Source organism: Arthrobacter sp. AB6 (genome assembly GCF_031844545.1).
Classification (GTDB): Bacteria; Actinomycetota; Actinomycetes; order Actinomycetales; family Micrococcaceae; genus Arthrobacter.
Window position 1 is genome coordinate 34,307 of sequence record NZ_JAUZVL010000023.1, and the last position, 19,709, is coordinate 54,015.

20 protein-coding genes and 1 tRNA gene are annotated in these 19,709 nt (G+C 66.4%); 9 read left to right on the forward strand and 12 right to left on the reverse strand.

Annotated features, from left to right (window positions below):
* Window positions 1-53: 53 nt before the first annotated feature.
* Window positions 54-1,028, reverse strand: a complete 975-nt coding sequence (locus Q9R30_RS15830) for a LysR family transcriptional regulator (protein WP_311218195.1) — start codon at window positions 1,026-1,028, stop codon at window positions 54-56.
* A gap of 173 nt (window positions 1,029-1,201) precedes the next feature.
* On the opposite strand from Q9R30_RS15830, the gene Q9R30_RS15835 reads away from it, so the two are divergent.
* Together Q9R30_RS15835 and Q9R30_RS15840 are read left to right on the forward strand one after the other, a co-directional pair.
* On the forward strand, window positions 1,202-2,440 hold the full coding sequence (locus tag Q9R30_RS15835) for an MFS transporter (protein WP_311218196.1): 1,239 nt from the start codon (window positions 1,202-1,204) through the stop codon (window positions 2,438-2,440).
* Between the two features lie 130 nt (window positions 2,441-2,570).
* Entirely contained in the window at window positions 2,571-3,074 is a 504-nt protein-coding gene (locus Q9R30_RS15840) for an Lrp/AsnC family transcriptional regulator (RefSeq protein ID WP_104998553.1), read from the forward strand.
* Between the two features lie 17 nt (window positions 3,075-3,091).
* Here Q9R30_RS15840 and Q9R30_RS15845 read toward each other — a convergent pair whose 3' ends face one another.
* Window positions 3,092-4,345 carry an MFS transporter gene (locus Q9R30_RS15845; protein ID WP_311218197.1) on the reverse strand — a complete coding sequence of 418 codons (1,254 nt, stop codon included), beginning with the start codon at window positions 4,343-4,345 and terminating at the stop codon, window positions 3,092-3,094.
* Between the two features lie 173 nt (window positions 4,346-4,518).
* Here Q9R30_RS15845 and Q9R30_RS15850 point away from each other — a divergent pair, with 173 nt between their 5' ends.
* From Q9R30_RS15850 to Q9R30_RS15865, 4 genes are read left to right on the forward strand one after another with little or no spacing between them, the layout of a single operon-like run.
* Window positions 4,519-4,998: an Lrp/AsnC family transcriptional regulator gene (locus Q9R30_RS15850; protein ID WP_104998555.1), complete on the forward strand. Its 480-nt coding sequence runs from the start codon at window positions 4,519-4,521 to the stop codon at window positions 4,996-4,998.
* 31 nt (window positions 4,999-5,029) lie between these two features.
* A complete protein-coding gene (locus Q9R30_RS15855) occupies window positions 5,030-5,455 on the forward strand; it encodes a DUF1761 domain-containing protein (protein WP_311218198.1) in 426 nt (141 codons plus the stop codon).
* 37 nt (window positions 5,456-5,492) lie between these two features.
* On the forward strand, window positions 5,493-6,488 hold the full coding sequence (gene corA / locus Q9R30_RS15860; RefSeq protein ID WP_104998557.1) for a magnesium/cobalt transporter CorA: 996 nt from the start codon (window positions 5,493-5,495) through the stop codon (window positions 6,486-6,488).
* A gap of 3 nt (window positions 6,489-6,491) precedes the next feature.
* A complete protein-coding gene (locus tag Q9R30_RS15865; protein WP_311218199.1) occupies window positions 6,492-7,016 on the forward strand; it encodes a hypothetical protein in 525 nt (174 codons plus the stop codon).
* Between the two features lie 165 nt (window positions 7,017-7,181).
* On the opposite strand, the gene Q9R30_RS15870 is transcribed toward Q9R30_RS15865, so the two are convergent.
* From Q9R30_RS15870 to galU, 9 genes are all read right to left on the reverse strand, one after another.
* On the reverse strand, window positions 7,182-7,580 hold the full coding sequence (locus tag Q9R30_RS15870) for a DUF4259 domain-containing protein (RefSeq protein WP_104998559.1): 399 nt from the start codon (window positions 7,578-7,580) through the stop codon (window positions 7,182-7,184).
* A 30-nt stretch (window positions 7,581-7,610) separates the two neighbouring features.
* Complete coding sequence (locus tag Q9R30_RS15875; RefSeq protein ID WP_311218200.1) at window positions 7,611-8,531, reverse strand: hypothetical protein; 921 nt, start codon at window positions 8,529-8,531, stop codon at window positions 7,611-7,613.
* Window positions 8,512-9,315 carry a hypothetical protein gene (locus Q9R30_RS15880; RefSeq protein ID WP_311218201.1) on the reverse strand — a complete coding sequence of 268 codons (804 nt, stop codon included), beginning with the start codon at window positions 9,313-9,315 and terminating at the stop codon, window positions 8,512-8,514. Before Q9R30_RS15880 ends, Q9R30_RS15875 begins: the two co-directional genes overlap by 20 nt.
* A 171-nt stretch (window positions 9,316-9,486) precedes the next feature.
* A complete protein-coding gene (locus tag Q9R30_RS15885) occupies window positions 9,487-9,720 on the reverse strand; it encodes a helix-turn-helix transcriptional regulator (protein WP_104998562.1) in 234 nt (77 codons plus the stop codon).
* Entirely contained in the window at window positions 9,720-10,280 is a 561-nt protein-coding gene (locus Q9R30_RS15890) for a hypothetical protein (protein ID WP_311218202.1), read from the reverse strand. The genes Q9R30_RS15885 and Q9R30_RS15890 overlap by 1 nt, the downstream gene beginning before the upstream one ends.
* A 354-nt stretch (window positions 10,281-10,634) precedes the next feature.
* Window positions 10,635-10,707, reverse strand: a tRNA-Ala gene (locus tag Q9R30_RS15895).
* Between the two features lie 127 nt (window positions 10,708-10,834).
* Window positions 10,835-11,755: a hypothetical protein gene (locus Q9R30_RS15900; RefSeq protein ID WP_311218211.1), complete on the reverse strand. Its 921-nt coding sequence runs from the start codon at window positions 11,753-11,755 to the stop codon at window positions 10,835-10,837.
* Window positions 11,756-11,860: 105 nt separating this feature from the next.
* Entirely contained in the window at window positions 11,861-12,481 is a 621-nt protein-coding gene (locus tag Q9R30_RS15905) for a GNAT family N-acetyltransferase (RefSeq protein ID WP_104998564.1), read from the reverse strand.
* 4 nt (window positions 12,482-12,485) lie between these two features.
* Window positions 12,486-13,391 carry a UTP--glucose-1-phosphate uridylyltransferase GalU gene (gene galU / locus Q9R30_RS15910; protein ID WP_104998565.1) on the reverse strand — a complete coding sequence of 302 codons (906 nt, stop codon included), beginning with the start codon at window positions 13,389-13,391 and terminating at the stop codon, window positions 12,486-12,488.
* Window positions 13,392-13,527: 136 nt separating this feature from the next.
* Here galU and Q9R30_RS15915 point away from each other — a divergent pair, with 136 nt between their 5' ends.
* The 3 genes from Q9R30_RS15915 (at window position 13,528) to Q9R30_RS15925 (ending at window position 15,424) form a co-directional block, all read left to right on the forward strand.
* On the forward strand, window positions 13,528-14,151 hold the full coding sequence (locus Q9R30_RS15915; protein WP_311218203.1) for a 5-formyltetrahydrofolate cyclo-ligase: 624 nt from the start codon (window positions 13,528-13,530) through the stop codon (window positions 14,149-14,151).
* A 127-nt stretch (window positions 14,152-14,278) separates the two neighbouring features.
* Window positions 14,279-14,551: an FmdB family zinc ribbon protein gene (locus Q9R30_RS15920; RefSeq protein ID WP_104998567.1), complete on the forward strand. Its 273-nt coding sequence runs from the start codon at window positions 14,279-14,281 to the stop codon at window positions 14,549-14,551.
* 105 nt (window positions 14,552-14,656) lie between these two features.
* A complete protein-coding gene (locus Q9R30_RS15925) occupies window positions 14,657-15,424 on the forward strand; it encodes an RcpC/CpaB family pilus assembly protein (protein WP_311218204.1) in 768 nt (255 codons plus the stop codon).
* A gap of 86 nt (window positions 15,425-15,510) precedes the next feature.
* Here Q9R30_RS15925 and Q9R30_RS15930 read toward each other — a convergent pair whose 3' ends face one another.
* Window positions 15,511-19,599: a DUF4011 domain-containing protein gene (locus tag Q9R30_RS15930; protein ID WP_311218205.1), complete on the reverse strand. Its 4,089-nt coding sequence runs from the start codon at window positions 19,597-19,599 to the stop codon at window positions 15,511-15,513.
* Between the last annotated feature and the right edge of the window lie 110 nt (window positions 19,600-19,709).

A 19,709-nucleotide genomic window follows, 5' to 3' on the forward strand; every position in this document is an offset into this window, starting at 1 on the left:
ATGGTGCTGGAGCGGCGGTACGCCCAGGCGCCGCACTTCCCGGCGCACGCGCTTCAGCGGGAGCGCTGCCTGACCAGCCCGGCCAGGAGCCCCGGCCCTTCCGTCACCACCATGTCCCGGAACAGCCGGACGGGCACGGGTTCGGACCCAGGCTTGCGCCGCCGCCAGGACAAGCCCGCTTCGCGGAAGGCCAGGGCGGACTCAAGAGGGACCTCAACCCAGCCGAGGTTCCCGGTTTCGGGGCTGACAGTCCGTCCGGGGGCATCGCCGCCTGGTGGCAGGATACTGACACCGAGCCCCGCAGAGACAAGGCCGCGGGCCGTGTGTGAATCCTGGCTTTCGAAAGCGATACGGGGCCGGTAGCCGGCCTCGCGGAACAGGGCATCGGTAAGCGACCGCATTCCGTATCCGGCGCCGAGGGCCACAAAAGGCTCTCCCCGTATGTCGGCAAGCCGGGCCGCCGGCCGTGCGGCGAGGGGATGGCTATGGTGCACAACCAGGCGGAGCGGCTCCCGGTACAGCGGCGCCGAGGACACGTTCCGGCCCGGCGGCGCCACAGGCGCGGTCAGGGCGAGGTCGGACTCGCCCGACGCGAGTTCGTCAAGGCACGCGTTGCGGGCGCCCTGGCTGAGGGTGAAAACAGTGCCGGGATGCCTGCTCCGGAAAGCACTGATCAGGAGCGGCAACGTCGCCTCACCAAAAGTGTGCTGAAACGAAAGGGAGACCCTCCCCCGGGCCACGTCCGACTCGTCCCGGACAACGTCCAGTCCCGCCTGGAACGCCGTCAGTGCCTGCTCAATGTAGGGCAGCAGGGTCCGTGCCGCGGGCGTCAGCCGGACTCCCCTGCCGTCCTTGACAAGGAGTTCTATACCGACGACGGCGCTCGCCCGGGCCAGCGCCCGGCTCACCGTGGACTGGGGTACCCCAAGGAGTTCCGCGGTTTCCGTGACGTGCTCGGTCCGCCCCAACTCGGCCAGCACGGGCAGCAGCGGAAGCAGCTGCACCAGCTGTTTCTGATCCGGTTCCACGGGCCTGCCCCCTTCCTGCTCCGCGCGAGCCCAACTAGGTAGCGCTAAGTGTCGTTTTGGGCGTTCAAAACGACACTTAGCGCTACCTAGTTGGGAAAGCATGCAAAACGGCTATCAGTTTTACACAAAGCATGCATTGGAGGCATGTGTTGGGTGAAAGCTAGGCTGACCGGATGGCCCACATCGTCCGTTCCGCCGGCAACAGTCCTTCCCCACGCTGGGAAGGGCATGCCAAAGGATCGACGGCGTACGCCAGAATTCTCGCTGGCCTTTCCTTTGCGGGTGTGGCGACCTTCGCGCAGCTCTATTCCACCCAGGCCGTCCTGCCGATCGTGGCCTCGGACCTTAAGGTCACGGCAGCCGAGGCGGCCCTGACCATCTCCCTGGCCACCGTGGGACTCGCGGCGACGGTGATCCCCTGGTCCTTCCTGGCGGACCGCATAGGGCGGGTCCGGGCGATGACGTGGGGCATCTCGGTGGCCACCGTCCTGGGGCTGCTGGTTCCCCTGTCCACCAGCTTTGGCATGCTCCTCACCCTCCGGCTGATGGAAGGCATGGCACTGGGCGGCATCCCTGCCATTGCCATCGCCTACCTCAACGAAGAGGTCACCAAAGCGCATGCGGCCCTGGCAGCGGGAAGCTATGTTGCCGGCACCACGCTGGGCGGCCTTGCCGGCAGGCTGGTGGCCGGGCCGGCCGGTGAACTGTGGGGCTGGCGGGCAGCCGCACTGGCTGTCTCAATCCTTGCCACGCTCGCCGCGGTCGCGTTCCTGGTCCTGGTGCCGCGGGCCCGGGGCTTCGTCTCCGCCCCGGCATCCGGCCTGCGCGGCGCCTTCCGGACCTTGGGCGGCCACCTGCGGAACGTCCGCTTGCTGGTCCTCTACGGCCAGGCCTTCCTGATGATGGGCGGGTTCGTGGCGGTCTACAACTACCTCGGGTTCCGGCTTTCAGGCGAACCGTTCGGCCTGCCGGGAACGTTGATCAGCCTGATCTTCCTGGCCTACCTGTCCGGGACCGTCACCTCACGCTGGTCCGCCGGGCTGACCCTGCGCTTCGGGCGCCGCAGCGTCCTCCTCGCCGGCCTGGCGCTTTCAATGGCGGGACTTGCGCTGACGCTGACGCAGTCCCTTCCCCTGATACTCGCCGGCCTTGTGGTGTTTACCGGCGGCTTTTTCGCCGCCCACAGCATCGGGTCAGGCTGGACCGGCGCCCTCGCCGGTACGGGCCGGGCGCAGGCCGCCTCACTCTACAACCTGGCCTACTACCTGGGGTCCAGCATCATCGGCTGGGCGGGCGGCCTGGCCTTCCAGTCCCTGGGCTGGAACGCACTGGCCGCGGCAGTCATGGTCCTTGCCTGCCTCACCGCGGCAGCTGTCGCCGTCGTCCATCCCCGGCGAGAACCCCGCGCCTAAAGGCAGCTGCACGAATTATGTGCCCCTCTGAAGGCAGCCGCCGCACAAAAATTCGGCTGCAGAGCCCGTGCGAACCCGAAAGCGCATATCCGCAGGTCTAGGATGAACAAAGGACCATAGAGGAGTTGCAGTGAGCACGAACGCCAGGAATCCCAGGCCGGGAGCGCACCTTGAGCCGCTGGATGCGATTGACGAACGGCTCCTGGCGGCGCTGGTGGCTGATGCCCGGATCTCCAACAAGCAGCTTGCGGAACTTGTCGGGATTGCCCCTTCCACGGCCCTGATGCGGACACGTGCCCTGTCCGAACGCGGGATCGTTCAGGGCTACGAGGCCAAGCTCAGCCTTTCTGCCATCGGGCGGTCCGTGCAGGCGCTGGTTGCCGTGCGCCTCCGCGCCCACGACCGCGACCAAATTGACCGCTTCACCTCCCGGGTGCCCCACCTGCCCGCGGTGCTGTCCACGTTCCACACCTCAGGCTCCGTGGACTACCTGCTGCACATCGCCGTCGCCACTACCGAGGACCTGCGGGACTGGGTGCTGGACAATCTGGCAACTGATCCGGTGGTGGGGCACACGGAAACCACGCTGGTCTTCGAACACATCCAGGGCAATCACGGTCCGCTCCCTGAGTAAATGCCCGGCGGAACGGACTAGGCGGCGGCCCTGCGGCCGATGACCGCGAGGCGGAAAGTCACGGCTGCGAGACTCAGAGCAGCCGCACCGCACAACAGGACGAAACCCGCTACGGCGGCCGGCACGCCCACCACGCCGGAGGCCCAGCCCAGCCCAAGGACCGGCACAGCGCTTCCCAGGTACGTGATGACATAGACAGTGCTGACAATCTGGGCATGCAGTGATGCCTCCACCTTGGCCGCCACCTCGTTGAAAACGGTGCGGAAGGCGATGCCCTGCCCGGCCCCGGCCGCCACGGTGGCTGCCACCAGCAGAAGCGGGCTTTGCCAGGCTCCCGCGGCGCCCAGGAGAAGCACGGACACGCCCAGGACTGCAAGACCGGCCGGAACCACGTAGCGGCCCCGGAAGGTCAGGAGCTGGCTCAGCGCCGAGGATCCCAGGGCCAGGCCGGCCAGCACGCCAACCAAGGGGCGCGAGTCTGTCTCCAGGACCTGCGCAAAGTAGCCGGGTGCAAGGGATAGGCAGAAGCCGAAAACCGCGAAGCTGAGGAAGCCGACGCCGGCAGCGAGCCAGAATGCGCCCCTCGCCTCCCGCGACACGGACGGACGGCGGGGCGCCAGTGCCCGCAGCGCCCTGGCCGGGGCCGGAGGATTGATCGCCGGGCGGGCATGGAGCAGGTACAGCGGCACCAGGAGGCCGGCCAGAACCAGCGAATGGACGTAGTAGGGTGCGGTGGTCGGGCCGGGGAGGAGGGACAGCAGTCCCCCAATAACGGGTCCGGCCGCCACTCCCCCGGACGACGCCAGCAAGGTGAACCGGGATGCCCACTCAGGACGGGACGGGAGGAGCTCGCGCAGGGCTGCGGCACTGGCCCCGGTGGCCAGCGCAACGGCAGCGCCCTGCAGCGCCCGCCCGGCGCATAGGGCAGCGAGCGTCTGTGCCTCGGCAAAGAGCCAGCCGCCTCCCAGCCCGATGACCACAGCGAGGATGAGCGCAGCCCGGCGCCCGATGTGGTCCGACCAGTGCCCGGCCAGCATAAGCGTGGCCACCAGCGACAGGACATAACTGGCAAATGCCGCGGTCACGCCCAGCGTGGACAGCCCGAGCTCCGCCTGCAGGAGCGGATACAGCGGCGTCGCGAGGTTGGCACCCACCAGCAGAACGAAAATGACAGCGCCGGACATCACCAGCCGCGCCGTGGTGGATGCATCCCAGCCCGCCCGGGCAGCAGCCGGGGCAGGGCGCATCCGGAGCTCGCTGAAGACCGTCATGTGGCGCCGCCTTTTGGTTCTGACCGCGGCAGGTGGTCCTTGTGGGAGCCTGGCGCGGGGTGGATATCCGATGGCACAAGAATGCGGCACTTCTGCTCCATTGCGCGACATTCTCGTGGTCTATTGCGCAAAAACGTCAAAATCCTGCCGTCCATGTGATGCAGAATGACCATATGAACAATCTGGATGCCACCGACCTGAATATCCTGCTGGCCCTTATCCGGGATCCCAGGATCCAGGTCGGTGAACTCGGCGAGTCCCTGGGCATCGCCCGGAACACGGCCCAGACGCGGCTGCGCCGCCTCATCCGGGCAGGAGTGCTGAGGCCGGGCGGCCGCGAAGTGGACCTGGAGGCCGTGGGCTATGACGTGGTGGCCTTCGTGACGATTGAGGTCTCGCACCGGGAGCTGGACGGCGTGGTGGCCGCACTGCGACTGATCCCCCAGGTCCTGGAAGTTCACGAAATCTCCGGACGCGGCGATGTCTGGTGCCGGGTGGCAGCGACGGACACCCACAACCTCCAGTCCTCCCTAAGGCAGGTCCTGAGGATCAAGGGCGTGATCCGGACCGAAACCGTGCTGGCCCTCCATACCCATATCCCCTACCGCACCGAGCCGCTGATCAGCGGCCTGGCCAAGGCGTCGAACACCTGACGTCCGCGCCCGGGCGGCTAGGATTTCCAGAATGGATTGGCTCTCGTACGTTTCACAGATCAACTGGCTGGCCGTGCTGCTGGCCTTCGTCGCAACCATGGCCATCGGCTTTGTCTGGTACATGCCCGCAGTCCTGGGCAACCGGTGGATGGCTGCCATCGGCAAGACGGAGGAGGATCTCAAGAACATCAGCGGCGGGGCAGCCATCTGGGTCCCGATGATGGCAGCCGCAGCCCTGACCGCGATCCTGCTGGCCGTCCTGATCACCAAGCTCGGGCTGGACAGTGCCGTGGCGGGCGGCTGGTTTGCCCTGGTTGCGGGACTGGTGTTCAGGGCAGGCGGCCACGTCATCCACAACGGCTTTGCCGGGCGCCCGGCAGCCGTCACGCTGATCGACTCCGGCCATGACCTTGTGGCCATGACGATAGCCGGTGCCATCATCGGAGGAATGTCCTGATGGTGGCCATTGCCCTCCCGGCGGGAGGCCGGCGCCCATGACCATCATTGACAACGCCGTCTACGTCAACGGGGTCCGCCATGTCGAGCCCGAAAACCTGGAACAGACCTTCGAAACGCTGGCCCGGCACGGAGGAATGGCCTGGATCGGCCTCTACCGGCCCACCGAGCAGGAAATGGCCGCCGTTGCCGCTGAATTCGGCCTGCACGCGCTCGCAGTGGAGGACGCCATCTCGGCCCACCAGCGCCCCAAAATCGAGCGTTACGAGGACAACCTCTTCACGGTCCTCCGGCCTGCACGGTACCTGGACGCGACCGAAACCGTTGAATTCGGCGAGCTGCACATCTTCACGGGGAAGAACTTCGTGGTCACCGTACGGCACGCCGAGACGGCCGGAGTTGCCAAGGTAAGGCAGCGCCTCGAAAGCCGGCCGGACCTGCTGCGGCACGGCCCCGAAGCCGTGCTCTACGCTCTGCTCGACCGGGTTGTGGATGACTACGGGCCCGTGGTGGCCGGCCTTGAAAACGACATCGATGAAATTGAGGACCAGCTCTTTAGCGGTGACACTGCCGTATCCCGGCGCATCTACGAGCTCGCCCGGGAGGTCATCCAGTTCCAGCGGGCCATCCATCCCCTGCCGGACATCATGCGCCAGCTTAAGCAGGGCTTTGAAAAGTATGATGTGGAGACCGACCTCCGGCACAGCCTCCGTGACGTTGAGGACCACGTGGAACGCGTGATCTCCCGGGCCGATTCCTTTCGCGACCTGCTGCAGAATGCTCTGACCCTGGACGGCACCCTCACCGCCAACCGGCAGAACGAGGCTAGCGCCAAGCAGAACGAACAGGTGAAGAAAATATCCTCCTGGGCTGCGATCCTCTTTGCACCGTCCTTCGTGGCCGGGATCTACGGGATGAATTTCGACCACATGCCCGAGCTCCACTGGGAGCTGGGGTACCCGATTGCGATCGGGCTGATGATCGCGACGGCGGCCCTCATGTACGGCATCTTCAAGAAGAAGGGCTGGCTGTAAGAGATGGAAACGGGGCCGCAGCCTCCAGTTCTCCGGGAAGGCCGCATTATTGTTCCCGGCAGCAGCCGCCAGTTGGCTGCCTACGGCCTTTTCCATCCGCAGCCCGACCGGCGCAGGGCTCTCCCATCCGGCTCCCGTACATTCGATGCCAAGGCCCTGGAGCATGACCTGCTGTGGCTCAGCTTCGATGAACTGTGCGCGCCGGGCACCTCAGTGGAGGACTACTCCGTCCTGGTGGCCGGCCCGGAGCTGTGCGTTATTGACGGCGTGCCCGCTCCGGACCCTGCGGATGCAGGGTTCCGGGCAGAGGCCTGGGAGCAGTTCGCCGCCGTTCTTGCCGTCCTCGCGGCGAGGAATGCGACGCTTTTTGTTGTGGGCACCAGGCCCATGGACTGGGCAGCCGCCTCGGCCGGCGCCAAGGACCCACGGCTGCGTGCCTCCCTTGCCGGCATCGACAGGCTCCTGGCGGGCCTTGAAAGGGTCGAATCGGACGAGACCGTAGCCGTTGAGGGCGTTTCGGGGAGTTAGGCGGGGGACCTCCCCGGAGCTAAAGGGGATTGGGACCCCAGACCTCTTCGACCATTGGGGATGCCGTCAGAATTGATGGCACGAGATGAAGCGGCGGCATATTTTCAACAACATCGTCGCCCGGAACAGTGAGAAGCCGCTGCGCCACAGCCTGTGGGTCGTCACTCACGCCAGTGCTGCCCTCAGTCGCTCGGAGAGGTTGTCGAGGGATTCCTTCCACTCCGGCTCGTCCGCCTCGTCCCAGAGTTCGGCAAGCTCGGATTCCTCGCCGACAACCCGTTCAACCGCTTCGAGGGCCAGCTGCGCGTCTTCAGCTGTGAGCTCGGCCCCGTGGGCGGTCACCCACGTTGCGACGTCCTCGGGCAGGTCGCCGTGCGGGTTTCCCTGCGCAGCTGCGGTGATCTCGGCGGCCGCAACGGCGACGCTCCCGTCCGGCGCGTCGATGTAGCCGTCGGCCACAGCGTTCAGGCCCTGGCGGACGACCTCCGCGCCGCCGGCTTCGAGCTCTTCGAGCCAGTCCAGGGCATCGTCGTTCTCGAAGGCCTGGAATCCCCATGCACCCATGTCTTGCTCCTTCTCATTAGTCCGAATATTCTAGGCCGACCGCAGGTCGCGGACGTTGGCCTGAAGATAGCGTGCCACCCACTCCTGAAGCCGGCCAGTGCTCCAGGTCGGCGTGGCAACCAGGAGGATCTCACGGTCCTCACGGACGACGCCGGTGATGCCGTCTTCCTCCTTGAGGGCTTTGATCATGCGGCCCACCACCCTGTTGTGCTCAAAGACGATGTCCTCCCGCAGCGCCACCTCAAGCTCCCGGCCGCGGAGCTCGTCATCGCCCAGGTCTTCCACCTCGACGAGCGGCTCGTCCTCGGCCATCTCATCATCGTCCGGGCGATCACCCTGGTTCAACTGCTCGATGAGTCTGCGCGCGTAATTAGCCATGGTGTCATCCGGGGACTCGCGAAAACCGGTGAGGCTGCTGTAGGCGTGGACCCTTGGCAGTCCGGGGAGGTAGTTGTGGTCCTCCCCCGTGCCGCTGGCCAGGACGGGATGCTTGTTGAGGTGGTATCGCCTGATGCGGTGGTGGGCGATCTCCCACCGCGCCTCCGGGGCGTGCTGCTGCACGACCTCACCCAGGTAGGACACCAGCCCGTCGATCAGGAACAGCGACTCCAGCGACAGGGCGTGCATTACCTCATACTCATGCCGCGTCCAGGAGGGCCATTGTTCCCGCGGCGCGCTGTTCGGATCAGTTGCGCCGCCGGGCGCGTCGAACACCGTGAGGTGGGCGAGGATCCACCGCCACAGCGGAACCAGGCTCTCGATAGAGCCATCCAGCAGCGCGTCCGGGTCCTGGCCGTCGGCGACCAGCGCTTCCCGCAGCCGGTCCAGCGCCGGCCCGCGCTCCGCCAGGTATATTCCCGGAAGGCAGCTTCGGCCTGTGCCTTGGTCATGTCGATGTAGTTGACGTACTTGGTCATGGCGTCCCTTCTTCCTACCGGCCGCGCATAGCAAAGGTATTGACGGTCTTCTGCCCCGTCCGGCGCTTCCGCCGGCGCCTGCCCGGACCATTGAACGGCGGCCGGGGCTGGCCGAGCCGTGGGCCGGTCCAGTACCTGCCGCCGATAAGAATGCCGGCCAGGACTCCATAGGCCCACGCGAATGGAAGGGCCGTCTGGTCTGTGGCACCGCCGACCAACGCCAAGGCAATCCAGCCGACAGGTACAACCAGGAGGAGGCCGTTCCTGACCTGCAACGGTGGCGCGAAGCGGAACAAGGCCCAGCCTCCCAGGACCGAGACGGCAAGGACGGCGACAGCAGTCATTGTCGGTGACAGCAATACGAGCCCTGCTGTACCGATTGCGGCCAGCACCAGGCCACACACGCCGTTGATCACCGCGAGACGCCGCCCGCCGGTGAAGCTGCCGTCGGCTTGACGGATGCGTTTCGGCTGTTTGAATTCCGTCCCGGCCCGCGGGCCGCGCCACACATATCCGCCACCAATTGACCCGACGATGAACCCGAGGAACCACGGTCCCGCTGCAGGAACAGCCAGGCCGTTCTCGATGGAGGTCAACGCAAGGAAGTTCAGGAACATTGCCCAGAGCGTCACAGTGAAAGCGCGCTCTGACTGCGAGACGACCCGGTACGCGAGAACCGCGCAGACCACCGACAAGGTGAAAAAGAATGAAGCCTCAAATAGCCAGTTGTGGAAGAACCATACAAACACGGCTATCAACAGCGCGATCAATGCGGCATGGACGACCCGTACATTCCATCGGCCAATTCTCTTCAGCAAAACCCTACCCCCATGGAGTCAAGGATAGGTCAGCAGCGTGTGCCCCATGTCATCAATTCGGGCAGCTAGCGGCCAGTCCGTGCGCGTACTGGGAGCGGCCGCGGTCCAGCACGACCCGGGGTTGCCCATTACCTCCAGGGTCGCCCGGCCCGCCGCCAGCTTCCAGCCCCTTTACCGCGGTCCGCCACGCGTGGTCACCAGCAGATCGCCGACCTGGCAGTCCAGGACGTCGCAGATCGCGGTCAAAGTGGAGAACCGGATGGCCTTGGCCCGGTCGTTCTTGAGCACCGACAGGTTCACCAGGCTCACGCCGACCTGCCTGCTGAGCTCGGTCAGGGTCATCCCGCGCGCTTCCAGGAGCTCATCGAGCAGGCAGTGGATGTCGGAGGAAGCGTCGGCAGGCATCAGACCAGGCCTTCCGTGTCCTTCTGGAGCCGGCGGCCGTACTCGAAGACGCCGGCGACAAGGACGAGGACCAGTCCTGCCATCAGCGCCGCCAAGTCGAAATGGCCGACGAAGATGAGACCTTCCTCCGCGCTCCGCCGGCTGGCACCTATCAGCTCCGCCAGACGGCAGCGGGCGACCTGGTCAAGAATTTGCCCGATAATGGAGGCCGCGGCCAGCACCGCTCCACAGGCGCCGATGATCCGCACCGAAGCTGCGGTGAACAGGATAGAACTGCGAAGCCGGTAGCCCAGCAGAAACAGGAGCGCCAGGACAGTGAGAATACCAAGCTGGTTCAGGGCGGCAGCCCAGGACAGCAGCGCCGCCTCCCCGGGAGGAAGAGCCTGGAGGGTGGCCTGCAGCGCCGTGTAATGGCCGGTGACCCCCGCCTCAAGCCCACTGGCGGTCAGACTGTCGGTCGCAATGGGAAGCTCCAAGGTCGTCGGACCGGTGAAGTACCCGGCGGTCCCGGCAACAGTTCCTGCCGTGGTGGCTACTGCAGCAACGGCCGACGCAACCATAATGAAGAGAGCGTCGAGTCTGGAAACGATCGGCTTGCCACCTTTGCGCCGACTGTCCGTGTTTTGTTTTATCCCCACTGGTTCCCCCCAAATAGTTATCGACTGCCGTTAATAACGACAGGCGATAACGTAACCGGAGTTGAGCATCTCGTCAACGCGTTTTCTCACAGCGGCCCGCGTTTTCTCACGTCAAAGCTGCCGCACCAAGGGTCGGGGAGCCATAACCGATGGCCTTCGCTTCCTCACGGATCGAGCCCAGGATCGGGTCTGCACCGTTGGCCTAACGTCAGGCCCCAAAGTGTTACGAATGTGCTTATTCCGGGCTATCGAACCCTCGTGGAGGCCCGTACTTTGTGGAGCTAAGGAGATTCGAACTCCTGACCTCTTCGATGCGAACGAAGCGCTCTACCAACTGAGCTATAGCCCCGGAACCCTCCGCCCCTGCAGGTGCGGCACCGGTGACCCTAGGCTACAAATTTTCCGGGCAGAATGCCAAACCGCCATGCCGAACCCGGTTCACGGGAAACTGTCTGCCCTGGTGAGCACTTGTCGGGTCAGGCGCGGCGGCGCTGCAGGACGTCGTCGAGATTACTGAGGGCGCTCTGCGCCTTGGAAAGCTGGGGGCCGTCAGCGGCGGCAGCACCCGAAGGCGGCGCGGCGGCAGCACCTTGCTTTAGGGACGGCTTGCCAACAGCCTTCGGCAACTCGGGGAGCTCCAGAGGCTCGGGGGCAGGGCGCTCGGCCTTGGCTGCCTCAACATAGACGGGCTTGGGAACCTCTACGGGCTCCCACGTGGCGGACGCCGGCGCAGCGGCCGCTGCGCCGGCTGTTGCGGCACTCGGATCGCCCGCGGCCACCGCGACGGCAAGTGCAGCCTCGCGCAGTTCCATTGCCGTCAGCGGCTTTACCCTTGGCTGGTGCGCCTCGGCGTCGAAAAGCGGGTTGTCCGGCTTTGCCGGCGCTGCTTCCGGCTTCGGCGGAACCTTGCCGGCGGCCTTGGACTGCCGGGGCGGTGCTGTCATCGCGGACCGGAAGGCTGCGTTAACCTTGGCCCTCCTGTCCCGGACAGCCAGCCAGCGCAGCAGGACCACGGATCCGGTGGTAAGTCCGACGCACGTCAGCGGAAGGAACGGAGCGGCCAGCCCGAAAAGGAGGAGCGCTCCGGAAACGAATGCGGTGGCCAACGACAGCAGCCCGATGAGGGCGATTGCCGTCCGGCCGTAGCGTATGCGGAACTTGGCCCCGGCCGGTGAGCCGGCAGCAGCGGTCCCGGGTCCGGCGCTCTTCCTGGTGTCCATGGCGTTCTCCTGCTGGGCGGCGACGTTCATAACCAAAGCGGCTGGCGGTTCCGGTGCTTCATCGGCTGCGGTGTCTGCCAGGAAATCGCCGGCGGGCTGGAACTGGTGCCTGCGGTTCCGGAGGACGTAGGGCGCAACCCACACAATCCAGAGCACAACGGCAACCACAAGGATCACTGAGCTGCTAAGGGGGAAGTCCACATTCAAAACCGTATGAGCATCCGGCCCGCTGCGGCAGCATTGGCTGCGGTGTGTCGTGGCGCAACCGCCAATTCACTGGATTTATGACCGCTGTGAGGCCAGCCACGGCCGGAGGAGACCCTCCGGGACCTCTTCCGACGTCAAGGCAAACGAGCGGTGGTCGGCCCATTCACCGTTGATGTGGAGGTACCGCGGCCTATAGCCTTCGTCCCGGAACCCGAGTTTCTCCACCACACGGAGGCTGGGTCCGTTCTCTGGCCGGATGTTGATTTCCATCCTGTGCAGGCCCAAGGTTTTGAAGCAATGGTCCGTCACCATGGCGACGGCGGTGGGCGCGATGCCGCGGCCCGCGCAGGCCTGGTCCACCCAGTAGCCGAGGGTCGCCATCATGGCCGAGCCCCAGACGATCGACGAAACGGTCAGCTGGCCAATAATGGGTGGCCTGACGCTGCCGGGCCGCCGCTCGGTGATGAGGAAGGGCAAAGCGGTTGCCTGGGACGCCTGCGCCTTCAATGACCGGACCATATGCCGGTAGTCCGGCAGGCCGCCGGAAGGATCCGGGTTGGACGCTTCCCACGGCGCCAGCCACTGGCTGTTGCGGGACCTGACTTCGGTCCATTCCTTCTTGTCCCGGTACCGGATGGGCCGCAGGACCAGATCCCCGCACTCCAGGGTCACGGGCCAGATGGGACCAGGGCGCATGGCGCTACTTGGAAAGGCTGGCGGTGAAGCCGGGCAGCCACTCCCGCAGGCCGGGGCCGAGGTCCTCGCTGTCAATGGCCAGCTGGACGCAGGCCTTGAGGTAGCTGAGCTTGTCCCCGGTGTCGTACCGCCGCCCCCGGAACACGACGCCGTAGACACCGTGCCCTTCGCCGTCACCGGTTGCCAGTTCCTGGAGAGCGTCTGTCAGTTGGATTTCGCCGCCCCGTCCAGGACCGGTGCGCTCGAGGACGCCAAAAACGGCCGGGTGGAGTACGTAACGGCCAATCAGCGCCAGGTTGGAGGGCGCTTCCTCCGGAGTCGGCTTCTCCACGAGGCGGTTGACCCGCACGTATGACTCGCCGTCGATCGGTTCGATATCAGCGCAGCCGTAGGCGCTGATCTGCGACGGTTCCACTTCGATGAGTGCCACGACGGACCCGCCGGTTTTGGCCTGAACATCAATCATGGTGCCGAGCAGTTCGTCCCGGGCATCGATGAGGTCATCGCCCAGCAGCACGGCGAAGGCTTCATCGCCAACGTGCTGCTTCGCCCGAAGTACGGCATGGCCCAGTCCGTGCGGGTCCCCCTGCCGGACGTAGTGGATGTCGCCCAGGTTGCTTGCCGCCTGGATGGAAGCGAGCTTCTCGGTATCCCCCTTGCCTTCAAGGGTGGACTCAAGTGACGGCACACGGTCGAAGTGGTCTTCCAGCGCCCGCTTGTTCCGCCCGGTGATCATCAGGACATCGTTGAGGCCGACGTGCACGGCTTCCTCAACCACGTACTGGATGGCAGGCTTGTCCACGACGGGAAGCATTTCCTTGGGCATCGCCTTGGTTGCCGGCAGGAACCGGGTGCCAAGTCCGGCGGCAGGAATGACGGCTTTGCGCACTCTCGGATTACTGGTAGTCACCGGACTAATCTAACGTCAGCGTCAAGCATTCAGTAATCAGGGGATGGCGGGCAACGCCCATTACTGACAGACGGAACAGGCAACAACGCGCCGGCCCGGTCACCGGCCGGCGCCGTGCGGCAGCTACGGAGGAAGAATGACGTTCGAGGATACAAAGGCAGCCAAGGACGATATACGCGCTGCCCATCGCCGCCGTCGGGCTTTGCTGACGCTCCAGGAGCGGCAGGATGCCGGGGAAGCCTTGGCGAAGCACGGGGCAGCGTGGGCCGATTCGGTAACCCAGGGGAAGGCAGCGACGGTCTGCGCCTACCTCGGCGTCGGGGCGGAACCGCCCACGCTGCCTCTGATCGCGGCCCTCCACGACGCCGGCCACAAAGTCCTGCTTCCCGTCTGCGAGCCGGGGCGGGAGCTGAAGTGGGTCTTTTGGGCGCCGGGCGTCGACCTGGTGAGGAGCACGTTTGCCCCTATCCTGGAGCCTGTGGGGGCACGGCATGAAATTGAGGTGGCCGGGGAAGCTGCCGCGCTCTTTATTCCTGCCACCGCAGTTGACCTCGCCGGCAGCAGGGTAGGCCAGGGCGGCGGTTACTACGACAAGTTCCTGGGCCACCTCGAATCAGCCGGGAAGCATATTCCGCTGGCCGCGGTGATCTACGACGGGGAACTGCTGCCTGCGGGCAGGATTCCGGTAGAGGCATTCGATCGGCCCGTGCCCGGCGTCGTGCTTCCCTCCGGGTTCCGGAGCCTGCGGGACACCCCCTGACCGGGGACGTGCCCGCCCGCGAGGATGGTAGAATTAGCACTCAGGCCCTGCGACTGCTAATGGACATCCATCCGGATAATCCTGCGGCCGTCCGGGACCTCTCGTTTGCCCAAGAGGAGGAGCACCAGTGCCAACGTATGCGTACGCCTGCAAGGATTGCGGCCATGCCTTTGACATCGTCCAGTCGTTCTCGGACGGCTCTCTGACGTCCTGCCCCGAATGCCAGGGTACCCTGCGCAAAAAGTTCAACAGCGTGGGCGTCGTCTTCAAGGGTTCCGGCTTCTACCGCACCGACTCACGGGACGCCAAGGGCAGCACGGTTTCTGCCGCTTCCGGGGCGCCGGCAGCAACGCCTGCGGCCGCACCTGCTGCTCCGGCTCCGGCTGCCGCCGCTAGCTGATCCACGTTCCTCCGACCAGGCGGTTGCCTGTCAGCCGGGCCGCGTTGTCCACATAGCGGCAGGCGCACCTGCCGCGGCGGCCGTTGGCGCCTCTAGCGTAGGCACATGCCCGCACACGGACAGCAACGCCAGGTTATATCAAGCGCCTCGTACAGACCTGGACTCCCCGGGGCCTCACACCGCAGCGGCCCCCACGGCAGGAGCCGCGGCGCCGGCCGCAACGCAAGCCGCCGCCCGCTGGCCCGCTTTGCCTCCTGGCTGGGCCGCAACAGGCGGCTGGCGGCCGCGCTGCTTCTTTGCGCCGCAGCCGCCATCACGGTCCAGCAACTTACGCCGGCGCCGGTCTACACCGTGTCTGCGCTCGCCGCCGCCCGCGACCTTCCCGCAGGCACAGCAATGGCAGCCGCGGACCTCGCCTCTGTCCAGGTACCGCCCGGAATGCTGTCCGACGGGTTCCTCAATCAACCGGGCGAGGCGGCCGGGAAGCAACTTGCGGCCCCGCTGCGCAGGGGGCAGCTGCTCACGGATGCCCAACTGCTCGGTCCGGGGCTACTTGCCGGAACTCCCCCAGGGTCAGCGGCTGTTCCCCTTCGCATGGCGGATCCGTCATCCATCCAGCTCGTCTCGCCGGGCCAGCTCGTGAACGTGGTGCTGACGGCAGCCATCGGCTACGACCAGCAGGGGCCGCCGGAGGTCCTGGCTTCAGGGGTTCCGGTGCTGTGGACTTCGGGTCAAGGCGGGCAAGGCGGCCAGTGGCTGGGCACGGCGGAGACGGACGGGCTCATGGTGGTGGCAGCCAACGCAGAACAGGCTGCCCGGCTCGCCGGATCCTCCACCCGGGGGAAACTGTTCTTCGTCCTGGTCGGACCGTAGCCTTGGGGGCGACAGCGTGGCTGGCGCCGAGCCACGGCGCCAGCCACTTCCACAGGGGCAGGGCTCTTGCCCCGCTGCTAGCCTCCTCAGCCCCAGTGGGGAGGCTTCTGTTCCTTCAGCCACGAATCGTGGTCGTCGTCTTCGCGGTCGCCCCAGCCCCGGGGTTCGTCTTCGGCTGCCTTGTTTGGCAGGGCGGGAGTGCCAGGCAGCGCGCCCGCGCCCGCCTGGCCGGTGTCCGAAGAGTCTTTCTTCTCGTGGTCCGGGGCCATCGCACCCGCCTCCTTGCTGTCCAGGCCTTCGGCCTCTGCTGGTTCATGGTCCGATGCTGCGTGCCGGGACGCGGCGTCGATTCCGTTGAGCGCCTGGTCCACGTCGTCGTCCAGGAAGGCGATGGATGTGGCTGTCCGCCCGGAGAGTGCGTTCTTTTCGAGGCCCAGGTAGCCTGCGATGCGGTCGGCGCAGGCGGACGGATCCGTGAACACCTCGATGGTCCACAGGGGCATGTAGCGCCAGCCAAGGCGCTCCAGCAGTTGCGGGCGCAACCGGCTCCGCTCCCGAACGCTCAGGGCGCGGTACTGTTCGGTGCCATCGGATTCAATCGCCACCGGCCAGGGGAGGTCAGCGTCCTCCTGGCCCATGGTGTTCAGCGGATCCGCGGCGGCCACCACGTCAATGGCGCCGTCATACTGGTGCCACACCCGGGCGCCGCGGGCGCGCAGGCGGTCTCCGAGGTCGGCCACCAGCGGATCGGCTCCAAGGGCCTGCTCGCTCGCCGCGGCCCGCGAGGCCGGAGTTCCGAGGTCCGTGTTTCCCGCAATTTCACGGTCAAGGAGCGCGTACAGGTCCACGGCGCCGTGCGTCAGCCTGGTGTGGTCCAGGTCCTCGGGCCGGAAGCAGGTGAGAACGTGCATCGACCTGCGGGCGCGGGTCATGGCCAGGGCGAACTTCTCCCGGCCGCCCTCGGCGGAGAGGGGCCCGAAGTTGTGCAGTGCGCGCCCGTGCGGTGTGCGGCCAAAGCCGGGCGAGAAGATGACATGGTCGCGCACCAGCCCTTGGGCCCGTTCAAGATCCACAACCCGGAAGGACTCGGGACCGGCTCCGAAGAAGCCCGCCAAGGCCGGGTAGTTGGGCAGTTGGAGCCGGATGGATTCCCCGATCCTGGCCGCATGGCGGAGGCTTGCCGTAACCACGGCCAGCGAGGTACGCGGGCGCAGCCGGGCGTGCTCGAAGACCAGCTGGACCACCCGGTTGACTTCCGCCACCACCGATTCCACGCCCTCGTGGCCCGCACTGGGCAACCCGGTGCCGTCCGGCAGGTACTCCACCAGCAGCGACCGGTCCAGTCCCGTGGCGGACTGCCCCTCGGGGAGCCGGCGGAGGCCGCCCTCGTAAAAGTTCTTGCTCAGCTGGAGCACGAGGTCCTCGTCCACCGCCCGGTAGACGAAGTTGAGCCGCCACACCGGAAGTACCCTGGACAAGGCAGCGAAGGCGCTCTCCACCCGCTGGTGCGCCGATTCGCCGGCCGCCAGGCGCTCGACGCCGACGGTGAACGTGCGGGGGCTGGCGATGCGGGAGTCGCCGAAGGCAATGACCTGCCCGGCGCGGGCGATGGACGGCAGCACGGCCTGGAGCGACGTCGCTTCGGCATCCAGGATGACCACCGCGTCAAAGCGCTGCTCCGCCGGCAGCAGGCCGGTCATGAGATAGGGGCTGACGGACCAGACCGGAACCAGCGTGCCGATCAGTTCAGGCGCCTGCGCCGTCAGCGACGGCAGGGACACCCTGCCGTCCTTGAGCAGGCTCCGCAGGAGGTCCGCCTGGCGGGGGTGGGCGGCGATGGCGCTGCGCCACCGCTCGGCGAGGTCCCAGCGGAGGCGGGCGGCGCCGCTGGCAATGTGGGCGTTGTCCGCAAGGCGGTACTCGGCCTCCAGCTTCCGCAGCGCGTCGCCGTCGGACATGGCCAGGTAGTCGTCGCCGCTGATCATGGCTTCAAGGGCGGACTGCCACCAGGCCAGCTCAAGTTCGGCGGCCACGGACCCCGCCGGAACCTCGCGCTCCGCGAGATCGGCCAGGAGCTCACCGAGCCCGTGCTCGCGCATGTTCTCAACCAGCAGGGTGCGCTCGGGCAGTGTCTTCAGTGTTTCGGTATCAGCCACCAGCCGTTCAAGCCGCTCCATGAGCTCCTCAAACCGGACGGCAGCCAGGGAACCGCCGGCCTCCGTGTGGCGCAGGGCATCACCCAGGCGGGCCAGGTCGCTGTCCAGCGAACGGTACATGGCGTTCATCTCGGCGAGCCCGGACGGAACAGCGGGATGCCGCTGCGTGGTGGCATAGCCTGCCCACAGTGCACGCTGCTCCTGGACCAGCAGCAGGGACGTGTGCAGGTCCGCGATGTGGACCCCGGGCCTGACGTACTCCTTCGCGACCCTGCGCAGCCTTGAGCGCTGCATGGAGGTCATCTCAATGCCGCGCTCCTTGCGCCAGGCCGAGGGCGCCGTGGCGGAAATGAGGTCCGTGACCGGGCGGTCGAAGATGTCCGGCGTGAACTTGTCCAGGCTGCCCCGCACCGCCACAAGCAGCTCAAGCTGCTCGCCCCACTCCGCAAAGGAGGCACCCAGCCTGATTTCCGCGTGCTCGGCAACTGCCTCCATGCGGTCGCGCAGCGCAGGCAGGCTCTTCTCCACCGAGCGGACCAGTTCCTGCGCTTCCTCGGTCTCTTTCCGCGTCAGCAACCGGGCGCCATGCCACGGACTGGTGGTGGAGGCCTTGCTGAAGCTGCCCAGCTCAGCTGCCCGGCGGAGTCTGCCGGCAAGCTCGTCACGGTCCCGGATGCTGTCCAGGACGCTCCGTTTCAGCCGCACAGTGGTGGCCGGGGCAGGGTGGATGGAGGTGAGCTCCGCCAGCGACTGCATGGCCTGGTAAGGCGAGCAGCCCCACCGCTGCCGGACGTTGTGGAGCGAGGCCACATGGTCCATCAGGGCGTGGCGGTGCTCCGTGAGGGTGTTGTGGAGGTTGCCCAGCTGGGGTTCAAGCGACTTTTCGTTGCGGACGATGGCCCGGACCAGCTGGGCCTTCAGCTGCTGGGCCGTGACATTCCCGGATAGCTGGAAGAGGATGGACTCCAGGCCCAGGCCCTCCAGCTGGCCGGATACTTCGTTGAGGCTGGCGCGGCGGTCCCCCACCACCAGGACGGTTTTTCCGGCATCAACCAGCGCACCGATGGTGTTGATGGCGGTCTGGGTCTGGCCAGTGCCCGGCGGGGTGCTGACCACCAGGGAATCGCCGGCACGGGCAGCATCTATGACGTACTGCTGGTCGGTGTCCGCATCCAGCAGAAGCAGTTCGTCCTTGGGGTGCCTGCTGTCCAGGGGAGGGAAGCGTGAGGGATCCGGCTCCATAACGTCCACCACTTCGCCTCCTCCCGCGGTGGCCAGCGCGGAGATGAGCGGGTTGGATTCGTTGATCCACGGGTCATCCAGGTTGCCCGAGAGGTCCGCGAAGGTGGAAACCAGCAGGTTGTGCTGGGCTTCTGCGCCGTGGATGGGCCTGATCAGCGTGCCCAGCCGGTCCAGAACGGGCTGGGGATCGAAGCGGGCCGTGCTGTACGCAAGCCGGGTGACGGCGTTGACGTCAAAGACAATGCCGTGGATGTTCTTCAGGTGCCGCACCAGGGCGGGGTTGATGTGCGCCTGCTCGGTCAGCTGGAGTTCGTAGTCGTCCTCCCCCGGCCGGACGGTCAGGGAAATGGCGGTGAGCATGACCGGCGCCGAGATGCGCTGGGGTTTGCCGCCGACGGCGGACGTCCACACCACGGTGCCTGCGGAGAGATAGCCGGCGTCAATGCCGCGCTCATTGGAAAGCTCGAAAATCTTTGACCGGATGTTCCGCGATGCCCTGGCGGCGACGACGTACTGCTGGCGGTCCCGGATCAGGGTGGACAGCCGCGTCTTGCGTCCGGCCATGAGCTGGGCCAGCCCGGACGGGTGGGCATGAGTCAGGTCGATGGAACCTTCGGGAGTCTTGGTGAAGCGCAGCATTGTGTCCGCCCCGGTGACGGGTTTAAGCCCGGACAGCCATTTGCGGAGCTCCTCGGAGCCCTCCGGGTGGCCTTGACCAACTGACACTACTGCCTTCTTTTCCGCGCTTGCACGTGACGTCCTGGACCATACGGGCATAGGTTCGAGAGTAGTCGCTTAGGCGGCGCGACTGAGAGACCGCAACACTGCAAGCCCCGAAATTCCGGAGGATTTCACCCCGGAACACCAGTGGCCGGCCTCCCTTGACG